Here is a 22,605-nt window from a genome sequence, read left to right on the forward strand (position 1 = left end):
AGGTTGGCGGTTCCGGGCCGGGTGTAAAGGGCGCTCCTTCGTCGCGTCGGCTGCGCCGATTCCGCTGCGCTCCACCCTTGACACCCAACCCTCCACCGCGAGAAGCGAGATGACCGGGCGGCCACGAAGCGGGGCTCACGGGGACCACCCGGCGGGCCATCCGGCTTGTCTGCCGGGTGCGGACTGGTTCGTAGCAGCGCAGCCCGTTGAAGGGGTGGAGGGGTGCGCGGTCGGTTCGGGGATGGGTGGCGGGTTTCGTCAAGCGTCTACCGACCGGACCCGGCCCCGGCAGCCCCGGCCAGGGGAGTGGGGGACCTACTTTGGGAAAGTTGCGTTTGCCTAACGCGCGCGCCCCCCTTGTGCCAGATCACTACTTTTCCAAAGTAGGTCCCCCACCCCCCACCCAGCATCGGTGAAGCGTGACGGTCACCCCGGAAGATCCGGTCGGTAGACGCTTGACGAGACCGGGACCCATCCCCGGACCGGCCGCGCACCCCTCCCACCCGGCTGCACTGATACGAACCAGTCCGCACCCGGCAGACAAGCCCGATGACCCGACCGGCAGTCCCCGAGAGCCCCGCTTCCTGGGCCGCCCGGTCATCTCGCTTCTCGCGGTGGAGGGGTGGGTGTCAAGGGTGGAGCGAAGCGGAATCGGCGCAGCCGACGCGACGAAGGAGCGCCCTTGACTCCCGGCCCGGAACCGCCAACCTCGGGACAACCGGGCGGCCCCGGCGCCAATGAATCGCCGGGTCAGCAAAGCCCCCGCCCCCGCTGTCATCAAGGCCGACCAGTAGCCACCCCCGCATCGCTCCCCTCCCTCGCCCCGCGCGGCAGCTTCGGCGGGGTGTAGTCCCGCATGGCCTTCGAGTTCGGGTCCGGGCGGATCGCGCCCAGGATGGGGTTCGATGCGATGGGGGAGACCTTGACCTTTGAACCCGGGCGGGGGGCCTGGATGATCATGCCGTCGCCCAGGTACAAGGCGATGTGCGTCGCCTTGGGGAAGTAGACGATCAAGTCGCCGGGGCGGAGCTTGCGGAGAGGGATGTGGGGGAGTTCCGCCCACTGCTCCTGCGAGGTGCGTGGGATCTCCTTGCCTGCTGCCGCCCACGCCTCTGATGTCAGTCCCGAGCAGTCGTACGACTTGGGGCCCTCCGCACCCCACTTGTACGGTTTGCCGATCTGGCGGACCGCGTAGTCGAGGGCCGAGTTCCCGCGTCGGGATGGCGCCGTCGCCGACGCAGGACCGCTCAAGGCTCCGGACGCCATGAATTTGCGCTGGGCCTCTGCCGTTCCCGACTCCTCCGCCTTCGCCAGCTCCGCCAGCTGCTCCGGAGTGAGCGAGGCCAGCAGTTTCTCGACCTCTTTGAATTGGTCCTGGACGGTGTCCCGTTCCTTCTTCTGGCGGGCGGCCAGGGCGACTTGGGTCTCGTAGGCCCGCTTCGCCGTTGCTGCCAGATCCGCCGCCTTCTTCTCGCCCCCGACGAGCCGCTTCACCGCCGCCGCCCGTTCCGCCGCGACCCGGCCGATCACATGGCCCTGGTCAAGCGCCTGTTGCGGATTGCGGGCCAGGAGGAGGCGTACGTAGGGGGAGAACTCCGTGGTGCCTGTGTCCTGGTACTGCTGCCGGGCGAAACGTCCCGCGTCGCCCCTGCTGTCGCGCACCGAAGTCCGCGCCTTGGTCAGGCCGCGGTTGAGGCGGGTGACCTCGGCTCGCTGCTTCTTCAGTTTCTCCTCGGTCGCGTTGTATGTCTCCGTGGACTCTTCCGCCTTCTGGTACAGCTCCTGAAGGTCCGTCAGGAGCTCGGAGACGGGGCGCTGGTCCGTGTCGTCCGGTCCCGGGGCGGCCTGCACCGAGGGTGTCGCAGCCAGCAAGGCCCCGACCGCAGCACCCGTACCGACCCACCGCAGCAGCCTGCCTGACATGCCATCACCTCCGGCGCGGCGGCGGCCATTCCGCCCCGCACCGTGAGCATCGACCGGCCCGGCGGGGGGCGCCTCCGGGCCGTGGGCGGGTTGGTGGAATTGGGTCACTCGTCCAGGGAGTCGCGGCGCGGCGCTCTTGCCCCCACATCAACGATGCCTCGGCTACTCCTCCGGCTTGCGCTCCGGCTTTGACCAAGGCCACTTCAGGCCTGACCCGGGCTTGTCGCCCTCCGGGTCGTACTCGTACATCCAGCCCGGGTGGAGTCCGAGCCGCTTCCCCGCGGCCTTGGCCACGCGGCGGTACACGAGCACCGTCGGCTCGCCGCCCGCCTCATCTGGGACCGGGACGCGGTACACCTTGGGCGGGTGGCCGGTGGGGCCGAGCAGGATGGGCAGGACGCGGCCGTCCAGGGGGCCACCGACGAAGGTGGTGTCTTCGCTCTTCACCCGGCAAGTGTCACAGCAGGTGCGCCGCGTCGCTCACCACGGGCAGGACCCGGCGCGCGAGCGAACCGGCGGGGCCCTCCGCCGTCTCCAGGGCCAGCGCGGCCCGTACCGCCTCCGCGGTCTGCGGGTCACGGCCCGCCGCGGCCACGAGCACCGCCATGAATTGTTCGACGAGCCAGTCCCGCAGTTCGTCCAGCGGCGGCTGCTTCTCCTCGTCGAGCCAGATGAGTGAGGCTGCTTCGACGGAGGTGATCCACATCCGGACGGTCATCCGCAGGCGCGGGCCCGAGGCCCCCGTGACCTCCAGGTGGGCGAGTATGTGCTCGGCGGCCGCCCTGCGCACCCCGTCCACGATGGCCGTCGTACGCGAGGTCTCCACGACGCTGCCGCCCTGGAGCAGCGCGCTGAACCCCGCGTCGTGCTGGTCGACGAAGGCGAGATAGCGGTCGAGCGCGTTGCCCAGGCGCCGGGTGAGGGGGCCGTCCGGCGGCTCGGCGAAGCACTGCTCCAGCTCGTCGGCCGCCGAGCGGAGTGCCGCCTCGTACAGCTGCTGCTTGCCGCCCGGGAAGTAGCGGTAGACCAGCGGCCGGGACACCCCGGCCGCCTCCGCCACGTCGTCGAGGGAGACCTCGTCCGGCGCGCGCACCGCGAAGAGGGACAGGGCGGCTTCGAGCAGTTGCCGCCGCCGCTCCTCGACGCTGAGGCGCCGGTACGCGCGGGTGGGAGCAGGCGAGGTCATGCCCCGCAGCGTATCCGCCCTTTCGAACAAGCGCCCCGAAACAGCCTCAGGCAAGCAGCCCCGAGCTCTTCCACAGCCGGCGCCCCGCGCCCCGCAGCACCCCGATGTCGTCCAGGCTGTATCGATGTGCGGCTCCGCCGCGTGGCCGTGAGGCGTTTCCCGCGCAGAGCCCGCCGACTCAGGCAAGCAGCCCCGAGCTCTTCCACAGCCGGCGCCCCGCGCCCCGCAGCACCCCGATGTCGTCCAGGAAGTCCGTGAGGCGTTTCGCCCCCGTCTGCATCACCTCGCGGCGGTGGCCGCTCGCCTTCACCTGGGCCATGGCCTCGCGCTTGTCCAGGCCGACGTTCGTGTACACCTCGGGGTTGATGAAGGCGATGGAGAAGATCCGCGCGAACTCGCCCGACGTCAGGCGGGTGAACTCCTGGGACCAGCGCGGGGCGGTCACCATCTGGCGGCGCAGCTCCTCACGGGCGTACCGCACATGGCGTGCCTCCTCCACGACGTGGATCCGGGTGACGCCCCGGACCAGGGTCTGGACGCGCTCGTCGGGGAACGTGAGCCGCTGCATCCAGTCGAGGATCTCCTCGCCGAGCAGCGTCGCCGTGAAGGATCCGGGCGTCGTGGAGATCGTTTTGAAGAGGCGGCCGAGGTTCCGGTGGACCGTGCTGACCGGGTAGTACGGGGTGTCCCCGCGGGTGATCAGGCGCGCGAACATCTTCGAGTGCCGGCACTCGTCCTCGATCTCCGTGAGGGCGTAACGCACGTGCGCGCTCGTCGCCGGCTTGTCGTAGATGTGGCGTACGAGGAGCTGCATCAGGATCAGTTCGAACCAGATGCCCAGGGAGGCAAGGGCGGCCGCCTCGTGCTGGGAGAGCGCGAAGCGCTGCTCCTCGCTCATCCGCCGCCATATCGGGGTGTCGTACAAGGACAGCAGCTCCGGCGGCCAGAACCACTTGCCCTCCTCGAAGGGCGCCGCCCAGTCGAGCTCCTTGTCGGGGTCGAAGGAGTGCTTGGCGGACGAGTCGAGCAGTCGCTCGGCCACCTGTTCGCGGTCCTTGAGAAGGCCGAGCGCGTCCCGCAGTCCTTCGAGTGCCGCGTCCTCCGTCGTGGTCGTCATGCCTGTGTCCCTGTCTCGTCGTCGTCTCGCGTCACAGTTACCGGCGGTCACGTCTTATGAGACTGCCTGTCAGCAAGGCCGTCAATCCCTTGCGCACGACTTGTTGACCCGGCGTCAGCGGCCGTGTGAGCCTGCAAAGCGGGGACGAGTGCAAGGCGCCACGAGGTTTTCCAAGGCCATCCCTAGGAGCCGTCAGTGTCCACGTACGAGCTGTACACGCATGCCCCGGACGACACCGTCTGGCAGATACCGGCGAACGGCGCGGCCCGCTTCAGCTGGGAGTACGACGAGGGCCGCGAGCGCCTCCTCGCCCTCTACCAGAAGGGCAAGGACAAGCAGTGGGACGGCGCCAAGCGCATCGCCTGGGACCTGGAGGTCGACCCGCTCGACCCGCTCGGCACCCCCGACGAGTCGACGTCGCTGTACGGCACCCGCCACTGGGACAAGATGACCGAGCGCGACCGGGGCGAGCTGCGCAAGCACTACGCCTCCTGGCAGTTCAGCCAGTTCCTGCACGGCGAGCAGGGCGCGATGGTGTGCGCGGCCCGCATCGTGGAGTCCGTCCCCGACCTGGACGCGAAGTTCTACTCCGCGACCCAGACCATGGACGAGGCGCGGCACGCGGAGATCTACAGCCGCTTCCTGCACGAGAAGATCGGGATGCTGTATCCCATCAACGACAATCTGCAGTCGCTGCTCGGCGACACCCTGCGCGACTCCCGCTGGGACATGCCCTACCTGGGCATGCAGGTCCTCATCGAGGGCCTCGCGCTCGCCGCGTTCGGCATGATCCGCGACACCACGGACAAGCCCCTGCCGAAACAGATCCTGGCGTACGTGATGCAGGACGAGGCCCGGCACGTCGCCTTCGGGCGGATGGCCCTGCGCGACTACTACAAGCAGCTCACCGACGCCGAACGCCGCGAGCGCGAGGACTTCGTCATCGAGGGCTGCTACTTGATGCGGGACCGGCTGCGCGGAGTCGAGGTCCTGGAGAACTTCGGCATCCCCAAGGCGGAGGCCGAGGAGTGCAGCGAGAACTCCGAATTCCTCGCCCTCTTCCGGCAGTTGCTCTTCAGCCGCATCGTGCCGTGCGTCAAGGACATCGGCCTGTGGGGCAAGCGGCTGCAGGAGGCGTACGTCGACATGGGCGTCTTCGAGATGGGCAACGCCAACCTCGACCAGCTGATGGCGCAGGACGAGGAGATCGCGGAGAAGCTGGACGCGGAGCGGTTCGCCGCCGAGGAGGGCGAGCGGGTGGCGGAGGTGGCGGACGCGATCGTGTCCGGTGAGGCGGGCTAGCCCCCGAGCACCGCCTCCATCACCGCCTTCGCGATCGGCGCCGCGCTGCCGCCCCCGCTGATGTCCCCGCGGTCCGCCGCCGCGTCCTCCACCACCACCGCCACCGCCACCGACGGCTGTGCGTCGCCGGACTTCTGCGCCCAGGAGATGAACCAGGCGTACGGCGTCCCGGAGTTGTCGATGCCGTGCTGGGCCGTGCCCGTCTTGCCGCCGACCGTCACGTCGGGGATCGCCGCGTTCGTGCCGGTGCCCTCCTCGACGACGTCGGTCATCAGCTCCCGCAGCTGCATCGCCGTGGCGGGGTTCATCGCCCGCTGGAGGGTCTCGGTGCCGTGGGTGCCGACCACGTCGCCGTCGTCGGTGGTCGTCCGGTCCACCAGGTAAGGGGCCTCGACCGAGCCGCCGTTGGCCACGGCCGCAGAGACCATCGCCATCTGCAGCGGCGTGGCCCGCGTGTCGTACTGGCCGATGGAGGAGAGCGCGAGCTGCGCCTTGTCCATGGACGTGTCGAAGTTGCTGGCCGCGACGGAGGAGGGGATCTTCAGGCCGGTGTCGTTGAAGCCGAAGTTCCGCGCCGTGCCCGCCATGTCGGCCAGGCCCGTGTCCGCGCCGAGCTTGGCGAAGAACGTGTTGCAGGACCATGCGAAGGCGTACCGGAGGGTCGCGTTCTTACAGCCCTCGACCTCGTTCGTCAGCTCGGTGGTGGTGCCGGGCAGCGTGTAGGGGCTGGGGGACTTGGTGGCGGCGTCGAGGTCCGTGACCGTGCCCGAGTCCAGGGCCGCCGCGGCCGTCACCACCTTGAACGTCGAACCGGGCGGGTACGTCTGGCGGATCGCGCGGTTCAGCATCGGTTTGTCGGAGCTGTTGTTCAGCGCCGCCCAGGATCTCGCCACCGACGAGCTGGTCCCGGAGAGCCGCTCGGGATCGTACGAGGGCGTGCTCACCAGGGCGAGGATCTTCCCGGTGGACGGCTCGATGGCGGCGACCGCGCCCTTCTTCCCGCCGAGACCGGCGTACGCGGCCTGCTGCGCGGCCGCCTTGATCGTCGTCTGCACCTTGCCGCCGGGGTTCTGGTCGCGGCTGATGTCGTTCCAGAAGGGCAGCGGGGCGAGCATCGGGTCGGTGCCGGAGAGGATGTCGTCCTCGGCGTTCTCCAGGAGGGTCGTGCCGTAGACCTGCGAGGCGAATCCGGTCACCGGCGCGTACAACGGGCCGTTCTTGTACGTCCGTTCATAGCGCAGCTGCTCACCGGTGTCCTGGGAGCCGGTGACCGCGCGGCCGTCGACCATGATGTCGCCGCGCGGCTGGCCGAACCGGGTGATGGCCTGGCGGCGGTTGGCGGGGTTCTCGTCCAGGGAGTCGGACTGCACGATCTGGACCCGGGTCGCGTTCACGAGCAGGGCGATCAGGAGCAGCGCGCAGAACGCCGCGGCATGGCGGATGTACCGGGTCACGACGGCTCCTGGGGGAGGGGCTGGCTGCGGGCCGAGTCGCTGACCCGGATGAGCAGCGCCACGATGATCCAGTTGGTGACGACCGACGAGCCGCCCTGCGCGAGGAAGGGCATCGCCATGCCGGTCAGCGGGATCAGGCCGGTCACGCCGCCCGCGATCACGAACACCTGGAGCGCGACGATCGAGGCGAGCCCCACCGCGAGCAGCCGCCCGAAGGCGTCCCGCAGGGCAAGGCCGGCCCGGAAGCCGCGCTCCACCAGAAGGGCGTAGAGCAGGAAGATCGCGGTGAGCCCCACGAGACCCAGCTCCTCACCGGCCGTCGCCAGGATGAAGTCGGACTTCGCGGCGAAGCCGATGAGGATGGAGTGCCCGTCCCCGAGCCCGGTGCCGAGCATCCCGCCGGCCGCGAACGCGAAGAGGGACTGGGCGAGTTGGTTGGGCCCCTCGCCCGCGTCGATGGAGGCGAAGGGGTGCAGCCAGTCCTCGACCCGGCTGTGCACATGGGGTTCGAGCGAGCCGACCGCGAACGCGCCGAACCCCGCGAGCAGCAGGCCGACCGCGATCCAGCCGGTGCGCCCGGTGGCCACGTACAGCAGGATCACGAAGAGTCCGAAGAAGAGCAGCGAGGTGCCGAGGTCCCGTTCGAGGACCAAGACGCCGACGCTGAGCAGCCAGATCGCGACGATCGGCCCGAGCACCCGGCCGGTCGGCAGCTGGAGCCGCTTCAGCTTCCAGACGGTGCGGCCGGTGTAGGCGAGGGCGTTGCGGTTGGCGGCCAGATAGCTGGCGAAGAAGATCGCGAGCAGGATCTTCGCGAACTCGCCGGGCTGGATGGAGAATCCGCCGATCCTGATCCAGATCCGGGCGCCGTTCACGGCCGGGAAGAAGATCGGCACGATCATCAGGATCAGCGCGGCGACGACGGAGATGTACGCGTACCGCTGGAGCACACGGTGGTCGCGCAGGAAGACGACGACGCCGATGAAGAGCGCCACGCCGACCGTGGACCAGACGAGTTGGGCGGTCGCCGCCTCGTCGCCCGGTGTCTCCAGGTCGAGCCGGTAGATGAGCACCAGACCAAGGCCGTTGAGCAGCACGGCGATCGGCAGGAGCAGCGGATCGGCGTACGGCGCGCGGAAGCGGACCGCGAGATGGGCGAGGAGCGCGAGTACCCCGAGCCCGGCGCCGTAACCGGCGGCGCCGGGCGGGACGGTGCCGTTCTTGGCGAGCCCGACGTCGCAGTAGCCGTAGACCGAAAGCAGCACGGCCACGACGATCAGGGCGAGTTCGGTGCCACGGCGACGGGGGACGCGAACAGCGGGTACGGAAGGTGGTGCCGAGCCCACTGTTGTTCCGGTCATGCCCGGAACGTAGCAAGCGATAGGCCCCCATGTCCGCTTATGTCACCGTGCGCTTGCGATACGTCAGCACCAGCGCGGGGATGGCCCGATGTCCTTGATGTAGTGCGCGGAGCCCCAGGCCCAGGTGCCGTCGGTGAGCAGATACCAGCGGTTGTTGTGGTGCACCTTGTCGCCGGTCGTCTTGCAGAAGATGTGCACGATCGCGCCGTACGGCTCGCTGCGGATGACCCGGCTGCCGCGGGTGGGGGCGGTGCGGAGCAGCAGCCCCGACTTGGCCGTGACGCGACCCTTGTAGAGGCGCGGGTGATCGTTGTTCGCGCCGTCGGCCGCGATGGCGGGGCCGGTGACGGTGAGCGCGGCGAGTGCGCCGCTGGCGGCGGCTATGCCGATCCGGGTGAGGGTCGCGGTGGGCCGAAGGGACATGGGGCCTCCTCTAGCGATGGGACAGGGCCAAGGCGACCCATAGCCATAGGCCGCAATTCACACTAAAAGCGGCACGGTATGCGCGCAAAAGGCCACGCGGCGTCAAACCGCCCGTCAGGCCGTCCCGTCGGCACCTTTGGCGCCGGTCGCGTCGGACTCCTCGTACGGCAGCGTCAGCGTCGCCACCGCGCCGCCGTCCACCGCGTTGGCGAAGGTGAGGCTCGCGCCGAGGACCGCCGCCTGCCCCAGAGCGATCGTCAGACCGAGCCCGTGACCCTTGCTCGTCCCCTCCGTGCGGAACCGCTGCGGCCCGTGTTCCACCAGGTAGTCGGGGTAACCGTCGCCGTGATCGCGCACCGAGAGGACCGGCCCGTCGACGGTCACGACGACCGGCTGCCGCCCGTACTTGCCGGCGTTGGCCAGCAGATTCCCGAGCACCCGCTCCAGACGCCGACGGTCGGTCAGCACACAGACATCGCGTACGACGACGAGCTCGGCGCCGAGTCCCGAACCCCGCACGGCACGCTCGGCCAGTGGGGCGAGATGGTGGTCGTCCAGCTCGACCCGCTCGCTCTTCGCGTCGAGCCGGGAGATCTCCAGGAGGTCCTCGGTGAGGGTGCGCAGGGCGGCCACCCGGTCGCGCACCAGCTCGGTGGGCCGGCCCGGCGGCAGCAGCTCGGCCGCCGCGTGCAGACCGGTCAGCGGGGTGCGCAGCTCGTGCGCGACGTCCGCGGTGAACCGCTGCTCGCTCTGCAGCTTGCCCTGCAGCGACGCCGCCATCGTGTCGAGGGCGCCGGCGACCGCCGCCACCTCGTCCTGGTGCCGCTGCGGCTCCTGCGTCCGAGCATCGTCCACCCGGGCGTCCAGGTCGCCCGCGCTGATCCGGCGCGCCACCGTCGCCGTCTGGTGCAGACGCCGCGTCACCCGCGTCACGGCGAACGCGCCGACCAGGAGCGTCGCCCCGATGGCGAGCACCGACGAGCCGAGGATCGCCCGGTCGAGCCCGTCGATGGTGCGGGCGCCCTGGGCGTAGTCGACCTCCACGGCGATGGCACGGCCGCCGTCGGCGGGCCCCGCGGCCCACATCGTCGGCCGGGAGCCGCCGTGCGGGCCGACCATCGTCGCCCGCTCGCCGCCGACCGCGAGCTCCCGCAGCCGCGCGGGAAGACCGGGCGGGTCGACGCCCGCCCCTGGCCCGAGCCGGTCGCCGGCTTCGTACGCCTCGGTGACGTCCTCGAGGCGGTCGAGGGCGCGCTCGCGGGCCTGGCCCACGGTCTGGTTGGTCACCGAGACATGGACCAGCGCGCCGAGCAGCGCGGCGAGCGCGCAGCACATGACCGCGATGAAGAGTGCGGCCTTCCAGGTGAGGGTCGCCGTCCAGGCGGGGAGCCGCGGCCCGCGCGGCTGCGCGTGGCTCATGCGGAGTCGCTCGGGGAGGGCGTGGGGGCGGGCTTCTCGGTCGGACTCCCCGTCGGACTCTCCGTCGGCTTCTGTGTCGGCTTCTTGGAGGGCTTCGGCGACGGGGCGTCCGTGGACCGTACGATCTCGTCGCTCGTCGGCAGCATCGTCTTCTGGTGGGAGTCCCAGGACCAGACGGTGCGGTACTCGTACCCCGGCTGGCTGGAGACGGCGCGGACGATCACGTCATGGCCGGCCAGCTCGACGCCGAGCACCGCGTCGCCCGTCTCCATGATCTGGGTCAACTGCCGCTTCTCCATGGCGTAGGCACGGATGTTCAGATTCTCGTCGTGCCCCTCGACCAGCCGGATGCCGACGATCAGGTCGTCCTTCCCGTCGCCGGTGAGATCGCGGTAGTACGCCTTGAGCACGGGGCAGTCGCCGGTGCCGTGGCCGCAGGTCCGGAGCTTGGCGAGGGTCTCCTTGTAGGTGCCGTCGGAGCGGCTGTACAGACCCGGGTTCTTGTCGAAGTCGATCCGGGCGACGGTGACCGGGTCGACCTTGTGCAGATCTCCGCCCGGTACGTCGACGCCCTTGACCGGCAGGCTCTCTATGACGCCGTAGTCCTCGGCGGGCGCCGACGGGGGCGGCAGCTTCGGCCACAGATGGATGGGGCCGTCGGCGGTGGGCGTCGGGCCCGCGCCGCGCAGGTCGCCGGGGTCGCCGCAGCCGCCGGCCAGCAGAACTGCGGACAGGCTGAGGGCGGCGACGAGCGCGAGGCGGCTCCGGTTCATCCAAAACCCGGACGCGGAGCGTCACAAGGAACTACAGTCGGCGTGTGCCTGGCGAGAGCCAAGTCGGGCATCGTGCGTCACCTTGTCTTTCAGGGCACCGGGCAGGTTCCGTCCCGGCTGATGCTGATCGCGTCAGTCTCTGCCGCTCGTCGAGCGGCAGAGTAGCGTGAGTCAGAAATCTCCGCCGCTCGCGGGGGAGAGGGTTCCATGCACTCCTGGCTGCGTGATGGGCTACGGCGCGAGATCGGCGTAGAGGATGATGTTGTCGGTGCGGTGACCATTCTTGATCGGTCCGCCGCAGGTCAGCAGGCGCAGCTCGGGCCGGTCGGTCGCCCCGTACACCTTATGGGTGGGGAAGTTCTCTTTGTCCACCTGCTGGATCTCCCGCACCTTGAATGTCGCGGTGCTGCCGTCGGCCCGCGGCACCTCGATCTCGTCCCCCATTCTGACCTTCGCCACATCCTTCATCAGCGCGGGGCCCCGTGCCGTGTCGTAGTGCGCGACAAGGACGGCCACCCCCTTCTCGCCGGGGGTGACGCCACCGGTCCACCAGCCGGGCTCGTCCGCCTTGTCGACGGGCGGCACGCCGAGCGCCCCGTCCGCACCCACACCCAGGTCGAGCATCGACGTCGCGTCGACGCCGGCGGCCGGTATCCGCAGCCCCGTGGGCCGCGACTTCTCCAGCGGCGCCTGGGGCCGCGCGGCGGGAGCGGACGCCGCGTTGTTCACCTTCACGTCGGGCGCGGGGGAGCCGGATCCCTGCCCGCAGGCGATCAGGCCGACGCCGAGCGCGCCGGTCAGCGCGGCGGCGGCGACGATGCGGGCGGTGGGGCGGCGCTTGGCGGGGGCTTCGACGGCGGCTTCTTCGGTGGGGGTGCTCACTTCGGGCTCCTACGGTGCGTGAGGGACTCCTGCGAGGTTAAATGTCCGCTATTGCAGCAATTCGGCGGCTGTGTAACGACGACCCATAGGTACGCGGGTCAATCGTGCGGGCTGCGCGGGGCAACCGGGCGGCTGGGCGGGAAATGCTTGTTCGTCAGCGCCGCCCGCCGGGCACGGTCTGCGTATTGCCCAAGGCGCACCCCGGCTGGTCCCATGGTCAAGGGGTGATGGCATGACAGGACTGCGCGTCATACCGGCCTGGCGCCACGGCCAGGAAAGGCTGTACGTCTGCCTCGCGGACGGCGCAAACGTGGCCTGGTACGACAGGGAATCGGCCCGGGTGAACCTGCTGAGCGAGGACCGCAGGGATGATGTCCTGCATGTCCTCGCCCCGTTCCTGACCGGCGGCTATTCGGTCGGCCCGCCACCCGTGCCGACCCCGTCCGAACTGGCCAGGCTCGCGCTCCACCCGGACGACGACCTCGCCCCGAACCGGCCCGGCGAGGCCCTCCTCATCGCCCTGGACCGCGACCCGGCGCCCGCCCGCAGGCTGCGCGCCGACCCGCGGCGCCGGGCGCTCGCGGCGGAGCAGGCCGTCGGCGAGGTGCTCGACGGACTCGAAGCGGCGGGCTGGCACACCCTGCACTCGGTCCCGCTGCCCGGCGGTGCCCGCATCCACCACCTGGTGATCGGCCCCGGCGGCCTCTTCGGCATCCGTACGCTCGCGGCCCGCAAGCAGCGGGTGCGGATCGCCGACCCGATGGTCGCGGTCGGCCGCTCGGAACCGCAGCCGCTGCTGCGGGAGCTGCGCGCCGACGCGGACCGGGCGTCCTTCGCGCTGACCGCCGAGATCCGCCCGGTGCTCGCCCTCTCCGGGGCGGCGGACCTCGCCATGGCCGAGCCGCCGCGCGGGGTGCGGATCGTGCGCGACGAGGAGATCTCCTCGCTCGCCGGCACCGGCGGCGTCCTGAAACCGGCCGATGTGGCGGCGCTGCACGCGATGGCACGCGACCGCCACACCTGGCTGCGGCTCTGACTCCTCAACTCGTCACAGGTTGTCCCCCCAGCCGCCCTGGATCATGGTCTGGAAGGCCCAGGCGCCGCCCCGCTTCACGAGGATGTCGGCGTACCGCAGCTGCTGCGTCTCGCCGTTCGCGGTCATGACCGAGTCGGTGAAGACCACGGCCATGGCGGGGGAGAGGAAGACGGGGGTGCGCGTGGACTCGAAGGTGATGTCCTCGCTCCCGTCGCCCATCACATGCGTCATGGTCGCGACGAACTGTTCCCGGTCCCACTGCGCGGAGCGCCCGTCGCCCGCGGAGTCGTCGCTGACCAGGTTGAGCGGGAAGACGGCCAGATCGGCCATGCGCTCCACGTCGCGCTTGGCGCTGTGGGCGTCGTACTCGGCGAACCAGGCGGCCAGGCTCGCGCGGTCCTCGTCGGTCGGGACGTATCCGGTCTCGGGCAGGAAGGTCACGCGGTCTCCTAATCAAGCTTGACTACTTACGGAGGAAGGTATGCTCGATCCGGCCATTAGTCAAACTTGATTAGCTGTGATGTGGGTCACTTCCCAAAAGTCGGTCTCCCGTGCCCGTCAGCGGAAGCGGACCACCACCGCCGTCGCGTGCCGGGTCGTGTTCTGTCTGACCTCCACCGTGACGGGCGGGTCGGACGGCAGCGCGGCGTAGGTGACCTCGCCGATCCCGATGGCGGTCGCCGTCCCCTCGCCCTTCGCCTCGGGCAGCGCGGCCGCGGCCGCCGTCTGCAGCGCGGGGGTCAGCGGCGACGACACCACGGGCGTGCCGTCCCCCGGCAGCACGAGCACCAGCGCGTGCGGCCGGGCCGGGCTTCCGGTGTAGCCGATGACGGCCGCGTCCCGGGTGTCGCTGTGCCGCAGCTTCAGCCACGCGCGCGTGGCGCCCCGGTAGGCCCCGTCGAGCCGCTTGATCACCAGGCCTTCGACACCGGCCGCGGTCAGGGTCTCGTACCAGGTCAGGGCGAGCTCGCGGTCGGTCGTCATCGGCACGGGCTGCAGGGGCGGGCCGAGCGGTCCGAGGATGCGTACGAGGCGTGCGCGCCGCTCCTCGTACGGCAGGGCGCGGCAGTCGTCGCCGTCCTCGGCGAGGAGATCGAAGGCGGCGTACGAAGCGGGGAGTTCGCGCGCGAGCAGGGCGGCCCGCGCGCGTGTGGCGTTGGCGCGCTGCTGCACGGCCCCGAAGTCGATGCCCTCCTCGACCCAGACGACGACCTCGCCGTCGAGCACGGTCCCCGCGGGCAGCCGGCGCGCGGCCTCGGCGAGGTCGGGGAACGCGGTGGTGACGAGCCGGCCCGACCGGGCCTGCAGCATCACCCGGCGGCGCTCGGCGATCACGACGAGCCGATGCCCGTCGAACTTGGGCTCGAAGGCCCAGCCGGTGCCATCGGGCAGCGAGGTGACGGACTCGGCGAGGGCGACCCGCACCGGAAGGCTGATCATGAGGGACCCGATCGGGGGAGCGGCCGGGCGCGGTTCGCGTTGATCAGCGGGCCAAGCAGATCCCCGTACCGCTGGAGGCGGGGCGCGATGTCCGCCGCCCGGAAGACGAGCTGCTCCGGGGCGCCGCACTGCTCCACTTCCTCCCAGGTCACCGGGGTGGAGACGGTCGGCTCGGGGCGGGCGCGCAGGGTGTAGGGGGTGGCGGTCGTCTTCGCCGCGGCGTTCTGGCTGAAGTCGACGAAGACCTTGCCGGGGCGCAGGTTCCTGGCCATCCGGTGGACGACGAGGGCGGGCAGCGCGCGCTCGGCGTCCTTCGCGAGTCCCTTCGCGTACGCGGTGACGTCATCGGACGGCGTCGGCTCCAGCGGGCAGAGCAGGTGCAGGCCCTTGGAGCCGGAGGTCTTCGCGTACACGTACAGGCCGTCGGCCCGGAGCCGGTCCCGCAGCCAGAGGCCGGCCCGGCAGCACTCGACGACGGTGGCGGGGGCGCCGGGGTCCAGGTCGAGGACGAGGCGGTCGGCGACGGCGGGGGTGTCCGCCTGCCACTGCGGGGTGTGGAACTCCGTGACGAGGTTGGCGGCCCACATGAGGGTGGCGAGGTCGTTGACGACGATCTGCCGGGCGTTGCCGTCCGAGCGCGGCACGTCGGCGGTGCGTACCCAGGACGGGGTGCCCGGCGGCACGTTCTTGGCGAAGAAGCGCTGGCCGTCCGGGCCGTCCGGGAAGCGGAGGAAGGAGACCGGGCGGTTGTAGAGGTGGGCGAGGAGGGAGCCCGCCGTGCTGGCGTAGTAGTGCAGCATCTCGCCCTTGGTGAAGCCCGTGGCCGGGTACAGCACCTTCTCCAGATTGCTGAGGGCCAGCCGCCGCCCCTCCACCTCGGTGATCGGCGTCATACCATGAGAGTCGCATGAATCGGAACAAAACACCCCGAAAGTGCTCCCCGAAAGTATTCCTCGGAAGTACTCCTCGACTGAGAGGCGCCTGACGTGCGATCCATATGGAACGGTGCGATCTCCTTCGGTCTTGTCAGCATCCCGATCAAGCTCGTGAACGCCACCGAGAGCCACTCCGTCTCCTTCCGGCAGATCCATCTGGAGGACGGGGGGCGGATCCGCTACCGCAAGGTGTGCGAGCTGGAGGAGAAGGAGGTGACGTCCGCCGAGATCGGCAAGGCCTACGAGGAGGCGGACGGGTCGATGATCCCGATCACGGATGCGGATCTGGCCTCCTTGCCCATTCCGACCGCCAAGACGATCGAGATCGTGGCCTTCGTGCCGGGTGACCGGATCGATCCGTTGCAGATGGACGCGGCGTACTACCTGTCGGCGAACGGGGTGCCCGCCGCCAAGCCGTACACGCTGCTGCGGGAGGCGCTGAAGCGCAGCCAGAAGGTGGCGATCGCCAAGTACGCGCTGCGGGGGCGGGAGCGGCTCGGGATGCTGCGGGTGGTGGACGACGTCATCGCGATGCACGGGCTGCTGTGGCCGGACGAGATCCGGGCCCCCGAGGGGGTCGCGCCCGAGACCGAGGTCAAGATCCGTGACGCGGAACTGGATCTGGCGGACGCCCTGATGGACACGCTCGGCGAGGTCGAGATGTCGTCCCTCCATGACGACTACCGCGCGGCGGTGGAGGAACTCATCGCCTCCAAGGCTGAGGGCAAGACCCCGGCGGAGCCGGCCGCTGCCGCTGCCGGTGGTGGCAAGGTCATCGACCTGATGGCCGCGCTGGAGAGCAGTGTGCGGGCGGCGCGGAGTGCGCGGGGCGAGGAGGAGAAGGAGAAGGAGGCCGAGGTCACGCCGCTGTCCTCGCGCCGGAAGCGGGCTCCGGCCGCGCCCAAGCAGGTGGGTGGGAAGAAGTCCGTTTCGGCGGCGAAGAAGACGGCGAAGAAGGCGACTGCCACGAAGTCGACCGCTACGAAGTCCACTGCCAAGAAGTCGACTGCGACGAAGTCGACGTCCGCGAAGAAGGCCGCCGCGGCGAAGAAGGCTGCGCCCAAGAAGCGGGCCTCGGCTTAGTGGCCGTGCGGTGCAGTGGGCGCCGTCTGCGGGGGGCTTCGGTTGTGGGGCGGGGCCGCGCCGGTATGTCCGTACTCGCCATCTCGGTCCGAGCGTCTTGCTGCTTCGGCTCGCGAGTGCTGCGTGCCGTGCTCCGTGCGGACATACCGACACGTCCCCTCGCGTCTCGATGCCGGGTTTCGGGGCGTCTCTTCATGCGGGCGTGCAGGTTGTGACCGTGAAGAGGCCCAGGTTTTCGCTGCGGGTTGATGTGGCTGTGAAGCCTGCGGCCAGTGCCCAGGACTCCGGCTCTTCGGCCGGGCGGCACTTCATGACCCACAGGTCGCCGTTGCGGTTGGGGAGGACGTTGGCGATGAAGTCCAGTTGGGGGTGGTGCGTCTGGGTGGTGAAGGTGAGGGTTCCGCCGGGGGCCAGGAGGGTGTGGAGGTGGGTTAGGGATTTTTGGATCGTTGCGTCGTCCAGCAGGAGTTCGTACAGGCCGGAGACCACGATGATGTCCGGTGGGCCTTCCGGCGGTACTCGGGGAGCCAAGGCGTCGCCCATTTCGTACGCGATGTTGTCGAGCCCGCGCTCGCGGGCCAGTCGTTCGCCCTGCCACAGGCCCGGGCCCGCCAGGTCCCGGCAGAGGACGCGGACCCGGCCGGGCGGGTACGGGGCGATCAGGTCCTGGAGGTAGCGGCCGGGGCCCGCTGCCACGTCCAGGATGAACACCTCGCGGCCGGGGCGGCGTGCGATCTCCTGGCGCAGGACCTCCTGCAGCAGGTCGCGGCGGGCGCGGATGGCGCGCCAGCCGATGGCGTTCAGGTAGACGCGGTCGATGAGCCGGCCGATGCCGAGCAGGCCACGGGCCTGGTTCACGTATACGTAGTCGAGCATCGTGCCGCTGTCGAAGCCGTGCCGGTAGCCGGTGCGGATCCCCTTCGAGGTCCTGCCCACCGTGCCCAACAGGGCGCGGATCACTGACCACTTGAGTCGGTTCGGTGGTGATGTCATGTCCGACAGCGTCGGCGGCGGGGGCCGCGGCGGATATCCGTCGGGCTACTCGGAACGCCCCTGAGTACCCCGGCTGGCGTCTTCAGGGTCGCCGGGAAGCCGTACGGCGGGAACTCTGGAGGAATGACCCAGGACAAGCAGACCGGATACCGGCCCGTCGTCTTCCGTGATCGTTCGGCGGGGTACGCCTTCCTGACCCGCTCCACCGCGTCGAGTGACCAGACGATCGAGTGGGACGACGGGGAGACGTATCCGCTGGTGGAGGTGGAGATCTCGGCGGAGAGCCACCCGTTCTACACGGGCCGGGCCCGTGCTGTGGACTCCGAGGGCCAGGTGGCGAAGTTCGAGCGGCGCTTCGGGGACGGGGCATGACCGATCTGCAGGCGCTGGCGGCCGAGGCTTATGTGTACGGCTCCCCCATGGTGCTCAGCCTCGACGAAGTCGATCGCTTCACCCGCAAGGGCATGGGGTCGGTGGCGCCCGCCCCGTTCAACGAGTTCAGCCATGCGGGCGCGCTCGCCGGGCCCCGTGACAGCTTCGTGAGCGTCAACAACGACACGCTGTACTCCGTGGCGCAGATCGATCTGTCGGGCGGGCCGCTGCTGCTCACCGTGCCGGACACCGGGGGGCGCTACTACGTCCTGCAGTTCGTGGACGCCTGGACCAACAACTTCGCGTACGTGGGGCGTCGTGCGACCGGCACCGGGGCGGCGAGTTTTCTGCTCACGCCGCCGGGGTGGGAGGAGCTGGTGCCCGCGGGTGCCACCCGGATCTCCGCGCCGACCATGGTGGCGACGATCGTCGGGCGCTGGGCCTGCTCGGGGCCCGACGACGTGGCGGCGGTGCGGGAGCTTCAGGCGGAGACGCTCCTCGAGCCGTACTGGACGGCGTCCGGCGAGCCCGTGGGTCTGCCGACGCACGCGTACACCCCGGACGGCGAGTCGGAGCTGCTGTTCTTCGAGAAGCTGCGGGCGCGGATGGCGGCCTTTCCGCCCGCGGCGCCCGAGGTGGCGTACCAGCAGCGGTTCGCACCGCTCGGCCTGCTCGACCCGCAGAGTCCGTACGGGCAGGCCGCGCCCGAGCTCGTCGAGGCGCTGCGCGCGGGGTTCGCCGCGGGCAAGGAGCAGGTCGAGCACGCCACGACCCAGGGCGAGAGTCCCGAGCAGAACGGGTGGAAGCTGGCGTATCACGCCTTCGACTACAACGCCGATCACTTCGAGGTCGGCACGCTCAAGGATCCCCAATGGGTGTGCAGGGACCGGGAGTTGGGGCATGTCATGCGAGCCGCGGCCGCCCGTGCCGGGCTCTGGGGCAATCACGGGTACGAAGCGGCGTACGCGATGACGTGGAACGACGAGGACGGCGAGCCGCTCGACGGGTCGCGCTCCTACACGCTGCGGTTCGAGAAGCCGCCGCCCGTCGACGCGTTCTGGTCGGTCACGATGTACGACCTGCCGGACTACTACCTGGTCGACAACCCCGTCGACCGGTACTCGATCGGCGATCGCACCCCCGGTCTCGCGTACGGGGACGACGGCTCGCTCACGCTGCGCCTGCAGGCCGGGCGGCCCGCCGACGACAAGACGGCCGCCAACTGGCTGCCCACGCCCGAAGGGCGCTTCCGTCCTGTGGTGCGGATGTACACGCCGCGCGCCGCGGTCTTCGACGGGACGTATCAACTGCCGCCGGTGCGCCGTGATCAGGAGGGTGCGGGCGGTCAGGGCTCGCAGGAGTCGTCGACGTAGGTGCGAGCGAGTGCGCTCGCGCGCTTGCACCAGTCGGAGAGCACGGCGATCTCGTCGGGTGTGTAGTCGGCGAAGAGCTCTTCGAGGAGTGAGTAGTACGGGCCGTAGACGCTCCGCACCCGCTCGGTCGCGGCCGGCAGGGCGGTGACGCGTACCCGGCGCCGGTCGGCGGGGTCCGGCTGCCGGGTGACGAAACCGCCGCGCTCCAGGCGGTTGATGATGCCGGTCACCGCGCCCGTCGTCACATGTGCGCGCTCGGCCAGATCGCCCGCGGTCACCGGGGAGTCCCCGGCCTGCAGGATGTAGGAGAAGCAGGCGAGGTCCGTGACGCTCAGGCCGAGGTTGCGGGCGAATTCCTGCTGGCCGACGACGCTCGTCGTGACGAGGTCGTCCATCGCGCCGAGCACGTCCTGGACGGAGGCTGCGGGGCGTCGCTTGCCCTCCATTGAAACCCCTTAGCGCGTAAGATAAATTCCTCACTTGCTAAGGCATTGTAGGTCTTGCGCCGGTGGCTCGACCACGGCACGCCGTGGCAGGGGGGCACCGGCGGCGCGAGGAGGCAGGCACGTGAGCACGCACGACGACGGCCACACCATCGCCGGTTGGGTCGGCTGCACGATCGGTACGGTCGGGGCCCTGGTCGCCGGCATGGGCGTAACCGGCTGGGAGCCGGGGATCTGGCTGGGGCTCGGCATCATGGCGGTGGCCCTGCTCGTCACATGGGCACTGCACCTCGCGGGCTGGGGCAAGCCGTCGGGCCCGCGTCCCGCCGGTCGCCGCACCTTCCGCACCAGGGACCACACGGTGCGCGAGGGCCACGACAACTGCGTCGGCTGCCGGTTGGCGGGGCGGCGCGGGGCGCGTGCGGGGGCCGTTTCCTAGGGGCGCGCCCCGGGTCGCGCCCCGAAGGGGCGCGGGGAACTGCGCGACCAGCCACGAAGGACCCGCAGCCGCCCGACGGCACGGCGTGGCAGACCCGGTGGGCGCTCAGGCGTCGGCGTCCAACGCGGGAGCGATGATCGCAAAGGCCCGCTCCGTCAGCGCGCCGGCGTCCTCCGCACCGTCACTGTCGCTCCACCGCTGCAACACGGTGTCGAAGGCGGTCAGAGCGACCCCCGCGGCCAGCTGCGGATAGAGGTCGGCGGGGGCGAGGCCCAAGCGCTCGGCCACCTCCGCCGCCAGCTCGTCGCGCCACTGCGCCTGGCGTTCCAGGAAGCGGGCGCGCAGGGCAGGGGTGCCCAGGATCAGCTGCACCACGCGCAGCGCCTGTTCGGAATGGCCGGCGCAGGCGTTCACGGAGACCAGGACGGTGTGCCGAAGGGCCGCCGAGAGGGACTCCGGCGAGGGGCGGCCCGCCAGCTCCGCGCGCATGTCGGCCCCCATGTCGGCCAGGAACTGGACGACGACGTCCTCCTTGGACGCGAAGTACCGGAAGAACGTCCGCTTGGACACACCTGCGGTGGCCACGATCTCGTCGACCGTGACCGCGTCGAACCCCTTGCGGGCCAGCAGTTTCAGTGCGGCCCCGGTCAGCTCGTCCGCGACGAGCTGACGCTTGCGCTGGGCCAGGCTCGGTTCTGGGCGGGTAGTCACCCCCGCATCGTATACGCCATGGCGCCCATGGCACTCAGGCGCGGCTTGACACTCGATGCCACGTGGGGCAACTTGTGTCGTATGAACAGTCAGCAGCGCTGGACGACCGAGCAGATCCCCGACCAGAGCAACCGTGTGTTCGTCGTCACCGGAGCCAACAGCGGCCTCGGTCTGGCGACCACGCGTGCGCTCGCCCGCAAGGGCGCGAACGTGATCCTGGCCGTGCGCGACGAGGCCAAGGGACGCCGGGCGGTCGCTGAGATCACCGCCGGTCAGCCGGACGCGCAGCTCGAGGTGCGCCGTCTCGACCTGGCTGATCTGGACTCGGTGCGCGACTTCGCCGACGGGCTGCGCGCCGACCATGCGCGCCTGGACGTGCTCATCAACAACGCCGGTGTGATGGCGCCGCCCCGCACGCTCAGCGCGCAGGGCCACGAGCTGCAGTTCGCCGCCAACCACCTCGGCCACTTCGCGCTGACCGGGCTGCTCCTCGACCAGCTGTCGGCGGGCGACAACCCCCGTGTGGTCACGGTGAGTTCGGCCAATCATCGGCAGGCGAAGTTCTTCTTCGACGACCTCTCCGGCGAGCGCAAGTACTCGCCCATGGGCTACTACAACCAGTCGAAGCTGGCCAACGCCGTCTTCGGCTGGGAGCTGCACCAGCGGCTGACCGCGGCGGGCAGCCCGGTGCGCAGCGTGCTCGCCCACCCCGGCTACACGCTGACGAACCTGCAGACGAGTTCGCCGGTCGGCATGGTGAAGCTGCTGTTCGGCAAGATCCTCTCGCCGCTCGCCCAGACCCCGGACCAGGGTGCGCTCCCGCAGCTGTACGCGGCGACCGCCCCGGACATGGAGGGCGGCCAGTTCATCGGTCCCGACGGCATGGGTGAACTGCGCGGTGCGCCCAAGCGGGTCGAGCTCGCCCCGTCGGCCGCCGAGGCCGCGACCGGGCGCAAGCTGTGGGATCTTTCGGAGGAGCTGACCGCCGTCAAGTTCGCCTTCCCGGCCGCGGCTTGAGCGACGTACGACCCGAACTGTCCGAGCGCCGAAGGAACATGTAGGTGACCGCGAAAATCGAGACCGGACCGTGGATCCGCCGGTACCGCCCCGCCCCCAACGCGCGGGCGAGGCTGCTGTGTCTGCCGCACGCCGGCGGCTCCGCGCCGTTCTACCTCCCGTTCGCCCGCTCCATCGGCCCCGAGGTGGAGGTGCTCGCCGTCCAGTACCCGGGGCGCCATGACCGGTTCGACGAGCCGGGCGTGGACTCCATCGGCGGTCTGGCCGACGCGCTGCTCGCCGAGGCGCTCCCGTACGGGGACCGGCCGTTGGCGATCTTCGGGCACAGCATGGGCGCCATGATCGCCTTCGAACTCGCCCTGCGTCTCGAGGAGAAGGGGGCCGGGCCGCTCGTCGTCTTCGCATCGGGGCGGCGCGCACCGTCCCGGCGGCGTGCGGACGACAGCCCCGTGCATCTGCGCGACGAGGAGGGCCTGATCGCGGAGTTGCGGGCGCTCAACGGCACCGACACGCGGGTGTTCGAGGACAAGGACCTGTTGCGGATGGCGCTGCCCGCCATCCGCAACGACTACAAGGCGGCTGAAACCTACCGCTACGTCCCCGGGCCCCCGCTCGCGGCTCCCGTCCGCGGGCATGTGGGCGACGACGACCCCAGGGCGACCCTGGACGAGGTGCGTTCGTGGAGCGAGCACACGGACGGCGGCTTCGAGCTGCGCACCTATCCGGGCGGCCATTTCTATCTGAGCGACCAGATGCAGGTCGTCGCGGCGGCCGTGCGCGAGCAGATCTCCGATCTGCTGGCGCAGCGGGGTGCGGCGGAGTCGTAAGGGGGCATCAATATCAGGTGCCCGGTTTTGAATCCGGCCTCTTATGAGTTGTGTGACCTGTCTCACGATCGATCATTTTTCGGTCAACCTCCTTGT

At 70.4% G+C, this 22,605-nt stretch carries 24 protein-coding genes; 8 read left to right on the plus strand and 16 right to left on the minus strand.

What is annotated here, in order from left to right:
* Positions 1 to 777 precede the first annotated feature (777 nt).
* The 4 genes from OG453_RS25070 to OG453_RS25085 all read right to left on the minus strand — a co-directional run bounded on the left by OG453_RS25070 (position 778) and on the right by OG453_RS25085 (position 4,226).
* On the minus strand, positions 778 to 1,923 hold the full coding sequence (locus OG453_RS25070; RefSeq protein ID WP_266870720.1) for an NlpC/P60 family protein: 1,146 nt from the start codon (positions 1,921 to 1,923) through the stop codon (positions 778 to 780).
* 162 nt (positions 1,924 to 2,085) lie between these two features.
* Positions 2,086 to 2,370 carry a hypothetical protein gene (locus OG453_RS25075; protein WP_266870721.1) on the minus strand — a complete coding sequence of 95 codons (285 nt, stop codon included), beginning with the start codon at positions 2,368 to 2,370 and terminating at the stop codon, positions 2,086 to 2,088.
* Between the two features lie 10 nt (positions 2,371 to 2,380).
* Positions 2,381 to 3,109 carry a TetR/AcrR family transcriptional regulator gene (locus tag OG453_RS25080; protein ID WP_266870722.1) on the minus strand — a complete coding sequence of 243 codons (729 nt, stop codon included), beginning with the start codon at positions 3,107 to 3,109 and terminating at the stop codon, positions 2,381 to 2,383.
* Between the two features lie 178 nt (positions 3,110 to 3,287).
* Positions 3,288 to 4,226 carry a diiron oxygenase gene (locus tag OG453_RS25085; RefSeq protein ID WP_266870723.1) on the minus strand — a complete coding sequence of 313 codons (939 nt, stop codon included), beginning with the start codon at positions 4,224 to 4,226 and terminating at the stop codon, positions 3,288 to 3,290.
* A gap of 195 nt (positions 4,227 to 4,421) precedes the next feature.
* Here OG453_RS25085 and OG453_RS25090 point away from each other — a divergent pair, with 195 nt between their 5' ends.
* Positions 4,422 to 5,528, plus strand: coding sequence for a ferritin-like domain-containing protein (locus OG453_RS25090; protein ID WP_266870724.1), 1,107 nt, complete (start codon positions 4,422 to 4,424; stop codon positions 5,526 to 5,528).
* Here OG453_RS25090 and OG453_RS25095 read toward each other — a convergent pair.
* The 6 genes from OG453_RS25095 to OG453_RS25120 all read right to left on the minus strand — a co-directional run bounded on the left by OG453_RS25095 (position 5,525) and on the right by OG453_RS25120 (position 11,840).
* Positions 5,525 to 6,982 (minus strand): penicillin-binding transpeptidase domain-containing protein, encoded by a 1,458-nt coding sequence (locus tag OG453_RS25095; RefSeq protein ID WP_266870725.1) that lies wholly within the window; start codon positions 6,980 to 6,982, stop codon positions 5,525 to 5,527. The two genes, OG453_RS25090 and OG453_RS25095, sit on opposite strands and share 4 nt — an antisense overlap.
* The gene (locus tag OG453_RS25100; protein WP_266870726.1) at positions 6,979 to 8,343 is read right to left on the minus strand and encodes an FtsW/RodA/SpoVE family cell cycle protein; all 1,365 of its coding nucleotides are present in this window, start codon (positions 8,341 to 8,343) and stop codon (positions 6,979 to 6,981) included. The genes OG453_RS25095 and OG453_RS25100 overlap by 4 nt, the downstream gene beginning before the upstream one ends.
* A 63-nt stretch (positions 8,344 to 8,406) precedes the next feature.
* Positions 8,407 to 8,766 carry an SH3 domain-containing protein gene (locus tag OG453_RS25105; protein WP_266870727.1) on the minus strand — a complete coding sequence of 120 codons (360 nt, stop codon included), beginning with the start codon at positions 8,764 to 8,766 and terminating at the stop codon, positions 8,407 to 8,409.
* A 114-nt stretch (positions 8,767 to 8,880) separates the two neighbouring features.
* Positions 8,881 to 10,185 carry a HAMP domain-containing sensor histidine kinase gene (locus OG453_RS25110; RefSeq protein ID WP_266870728.1) on the minus strand — a complete coding sequence of 435 codons (1,305 nt, stop codon included), beginning with the start codon at positions 10,183 to 10,185 and terminating at the stop codon, positions 8,881 to 8,883.
* On the minus strand, positions 10,182 to 10,958 hold the full coding sequence (locus OG453_RS25115; protein ID WP_266870729.1) for a hypothetical protein: 777 nt from the start codon (positions 10,956 to 10,958) through the stop codon (positions 10,182 to 10,184). The genes OG453_RS25110 and OG453_RS25115 overlap by 4 nt, the downstream gene beginning before the upstream one ends.
* Before the next feature lie 231 nt (positions 10,959 to 11,189).
* Positions 11,190 to 11,840, minus strand: coding sequence for a class F sortase (locus OG453_RS25120; RefSeq protein WP_266870730.1), 651 nt, complete (start codon positions 11,838 to 11,840; stop codon positions 11,190 to 11,192).
* A gap of 232 nt (positions 11,841 to 12,072) precedes the next feature.
* Between OG453_RS25120 and OG453_RS25125 the strand changes: the two genes are divergently transcribed.
* Entirely contained in the window at positions 12,073 to 12,876 is an 804-nt protein-coding gene (locus OG453_RS25125) for a nuclease-related domain-containing protein (protein ID WP_266870731.1), read from the plus strand.
* A gap of 12 nt (positions 12,877 to 12,888) precedes the next feature.
* Here OG453_RS25125 and OG453_RS25130 read toward each other — a convergent pair whose 3' ends face one another.
* The 3 genes from OG453_RS25130 to ligD all read right to left on the minus strand — a co-directional run bounded on the left by OG453_RS25130 (position 12,889) and on the right by ligD (position 15,209).
* Positions 12,889 to 13,317 carry a DUF4440 domain-containing protein gene (locus tag OG453_RS25130; protein ID WP_266870732.1) on the minus strand — a complete coding sequence of 143 codons (429 nt, stop codon included), beginning with the start codon at positions 13,315 to 13,317 and terminating at the stop codon, positions 12,889 to 12,891.
* 117 nt (positions 13,318 to 13,434) lie between these two features.
* Positions 13,435 to 14,316, minus strand: a complete 882-nt coding sequence (locus tag OG453_RS25135; protein WP_266870733.1) for an RNA ligase family protein — start codon at positions 14,314 to 14,316, stop codon at positions 13,435 to 13,437.
* Entirely contained in the window at positions 14,313 to 15,209 is an 897-nt protein-coding gene (ligD, locus tag OG453_RS25140) for a non-homologous end-joining DNA ligase (RefSeq protein WP_266870734.1), read from the minus strand. Before ligD ends, OG453_RS25135 begins: the two co-directional genes overlap by 4 nt.
* A gap of 93 nt (positions 15,210 to 15,302) precedes the next feature.
* Here ligD and OG453_RS25145 point away from each other — a divergent pair, with 93 nt between their 5' ends.
* Positions 15,303 to 16,334, plus strand: coding sequence for a Ku protein (locus OG453_RS25145; RefSeq protein ID WP_266870735.1), 1,032 nt, complete (start codon positions 15,303 to 15,305; stop codon positions 16,332 to 16,334).
* 192 nt (positions 16,335 to 16,526) lie between these two features.
* On the opposite strand, the gene OG453_RS25150 is transcribed toward OG453_RS25145, so the two are convergent.
* The gene (locus OG453_RS25150; protein ID WP_266870736.1) at positions 16,527 to 17,327 is read right to left on the minus strand and encodes a class I SAM-dependent methyltransferase family protein; all 801 of its coding nucleotides are present in this window, start codon (positions 17,325 to 17,327) and stop codon (positions 16,527 to 16,529) included.
* Positions 17,328 to 17,450: 123 nt separating this feature from the next.
* Between OG453_RS25150 and OG453_RS25155 the strand changes: the two genes are divergently transcribed.
* Together OG453_RS25155 and OG453_RS25160 are read left to right on the plus strand one after the other, a co-directional pair.
* Positions 17,451 to 17,699, plus strand: coding sequence for a type B 50S ribosomal protein L31 (locus tag OG453_RS25155; RefSeq protein WP_266870737.1), 249 nt, complete (start codon positions 17,451 to 17,453; stop codon positions 17,697 to 17,699).
* Entirely contained in the window at positions 17,696 to 19,072 is a 1,377-nt protein-coding gene (locus tag OG453_RS25160) for a DUF1254 domain-containing protein (protein ID WP_266870738.1), read from the plus strand. The genes OG453_RS25155 and OG453_RS25160 overlap by 4 nt, the downstream gene beginning before the upstream one ends.
* Here the strand turns inward: OG453_RS25160 and OG453_RS25165 are convergent.
* Positions 19,045 to 19,518: a MarR family winged helix-turn-helix transcriptional regulator gene (locus OG453_RS25165; protein ID WP_266870739.1), complete on the minus strand. Its 474-nt coding sequence runs from the start codon at positions 19,516 to 19,518 to the stop codon at positions 19,045 to 19,047. The genes OG453_RS25160 and OG453_RS25165 overlap by 28 nt on opposite strands.
* A 121-nt stretch (positions 19,519 to 19,639) precedes the next feature.
* Between OG453_RS25165 and OG453_RS25170 the strand changes: the two genes are divergently transcribed.
* Positions 19,640 to 19,954, plus strand: a complete 315-nt coding sequence (locus OG453_RS25170; RefSeq protein WP_266870741.1) for an HGxxPAAW family protein — start codon at positions 19,640 to 19,642, stop codon at positions 19,952 to 19,954.
* Positions 19,955 to 20,059: 105 nt separating this feature from the next.
* Here the strand turns inward: OG453_RS25170 and OG453_RS25175 are convergent, their stop codons facing one another.
* Positions 20,060 to 20,665 carry a TetR family transcriptional regulator gene (locus tag OG453_RS25175; protein WP_266870742.1) on the minus strand — a complete coding sequence of 202 codons (606 nt, stop codon included), beginning with the start codon at positions 20,663 to 20,665 and terminating at the stop codon, positions 20,060 to 20,062.
* Between the two features lie 81 nt (positions 20,666 to 20,746).
* On the opposite strand from OG453_RS25175, the gene OG453_RS25180 reads away from it, so the two are divergent.
* Together OG453_RS25180 and OG453_RS25185 are read left to right on the plus strand one after the other, a co-directional pair.
* Positions 20,747 to 21,682 (plus strand): oxidoreductase, encoded by a 936-nt coding sequence (locus tag OG453_RS25180; protein WP_266870743.1) that lies wholly within the window; start codon positions 20,747 to 20,749, stop codon positions 21,680 to 21,682.
* A gap of 44 nt (positions 21,683 to 21,726) precedes the next feature.
* The gene (locus OG453_RS25185) at positions 21,727 to 22,509 is read left to right on the plus strand and encodes a thioesterase II family protein (RefSeq protein ID WP_266870744.1); all 783 of its coding nucleotides are present in this window, start codon (positions 21,727 to 21,729) and stop codon (positions 22,507 to 22,509) included.
* The last annotated feature ends 96 nt before the right edge of the window (positions 22,510 to 22,605 follow it).

The sequence above is a fragment of the Streptomyces sp. NBC_01381 genome (genome assembly GCF_026340305.1).
Classification (GTDB): domain Bacteria; phylum Actinomycetota; class Actinomycetes; order Streptomycetales; family Streptomycetaceae; genus Streptomyces.

Excerpts from the sequence above, each read along its gene's own strand:
- OG453_RS25165 (WP_266870739.1), bottom strand. The coding sequence starts at position 19,518 with ATGGAGGGCAAGCGACGCCCCGCAGCCTCCGTCCAGGACGTGCTCGGC.
- OG453_RS25125 (WP_266870731.1), top strand. The coding sequence starts at position 12,073 with ATGACAGGACTGCGCGTCATACCGGCCTGGCGCCACGGCCAGGAAAGG.
- OG453_RS25115 (WP_266870729.1), bottom strand. The coding sequence starts at position 10,958 with ATGAACCGGAGCCGCCTCGCGCTCGTCGCCGCCCTCAGCCTGTCCGCA.
- OG453_RS25150 (WP_266870736.1), bottom strand. The coding sequence starts at position 17,327 with ATGACATCACCACCGAACCGACTCAAGTGGTCAGTGATCCGCGCCCTG.
- OG453_RS25160 (WP_266870738.1), top strand. The coding sequence starts at position 17,696 with ATGACCGATCTGCAGGCGCTGGCGGCCGAGGCTTATGTGTACGGCTCC.
- OG453_RS25155 (WP_266870737.1), top strand. The coding sequence starts at position 17,451 with ATGACCCAGGACAAGCAGACCGGATACCGGCCCGTCGTCTTCCGTGAT.
- OG453_RS25135 (WP_266870733.1), bottom strand. The coding sequence starts at position 14,316 with ATGATCAGCCTTCCGGTGCGGGTCGCCCTCGCCGAGTCCGTCACCTCG.
- OG453_RS25080 (WP_266870722.1), bottom strand. The coding sequence starts at position 3,109 with ATGACCTCGCCTGCTCCCACCCGCGCGTACCGGCGCCTCAGCGTCGAG.
- OG453_RS25110 (WP_266870728.1), bottom strand. The coding sequence starts at position 10,185 with ATGAGCCACGCGCAGCCGCGCGGGCCGCGGCTCCCCGCCTGGACGGCG.
- OG453_RS25085 (WP_266870723.1), bottom strand. The coding sequence starts at position 4,226 with ATGACGACCACGACGGAGGACGCGGCACTCGAAGGACTGCGGGACGCG.
- OG453_RS25070 (WP_266870720.1), bottom strand. The coding sequence starts at position 1,923 with ATGTCAGGCAGGCTGCTGCGGTGGGTCGGTACGGGTGCTGCGGTCGGG.
- OG453_RS25105 (WP_266870727.1), bottom strand. The coding sequence starts at position 8,766 with ATGTCCCTTCGGCCCACCGCGACCCTCACCCGGATCGGCATAGCCGCC.
- ligD (WP_266870734.1), bottom strand. The coding sequence starts at position 15,209 with ATGACGCCGATCACCGAGGTGGAGGGGCGGCGGCTGGCCCTCAGCAAT.
- OG453_RS25180 (WP_266870743.1), top strand. The coding sequence starts at position 20,747 with ATGAACAGTCAGCAGCGCTGGACGACCGAGCAGATCCCCGACCAGAGC.
- OG453_RS25100 (WP_266870726.1), bottom strand. The coding sequence starts at position 8,343 with ATGACCGGAACAACAGTGGGCTCGGCACCACCTTCCGTACCCGCTGTT.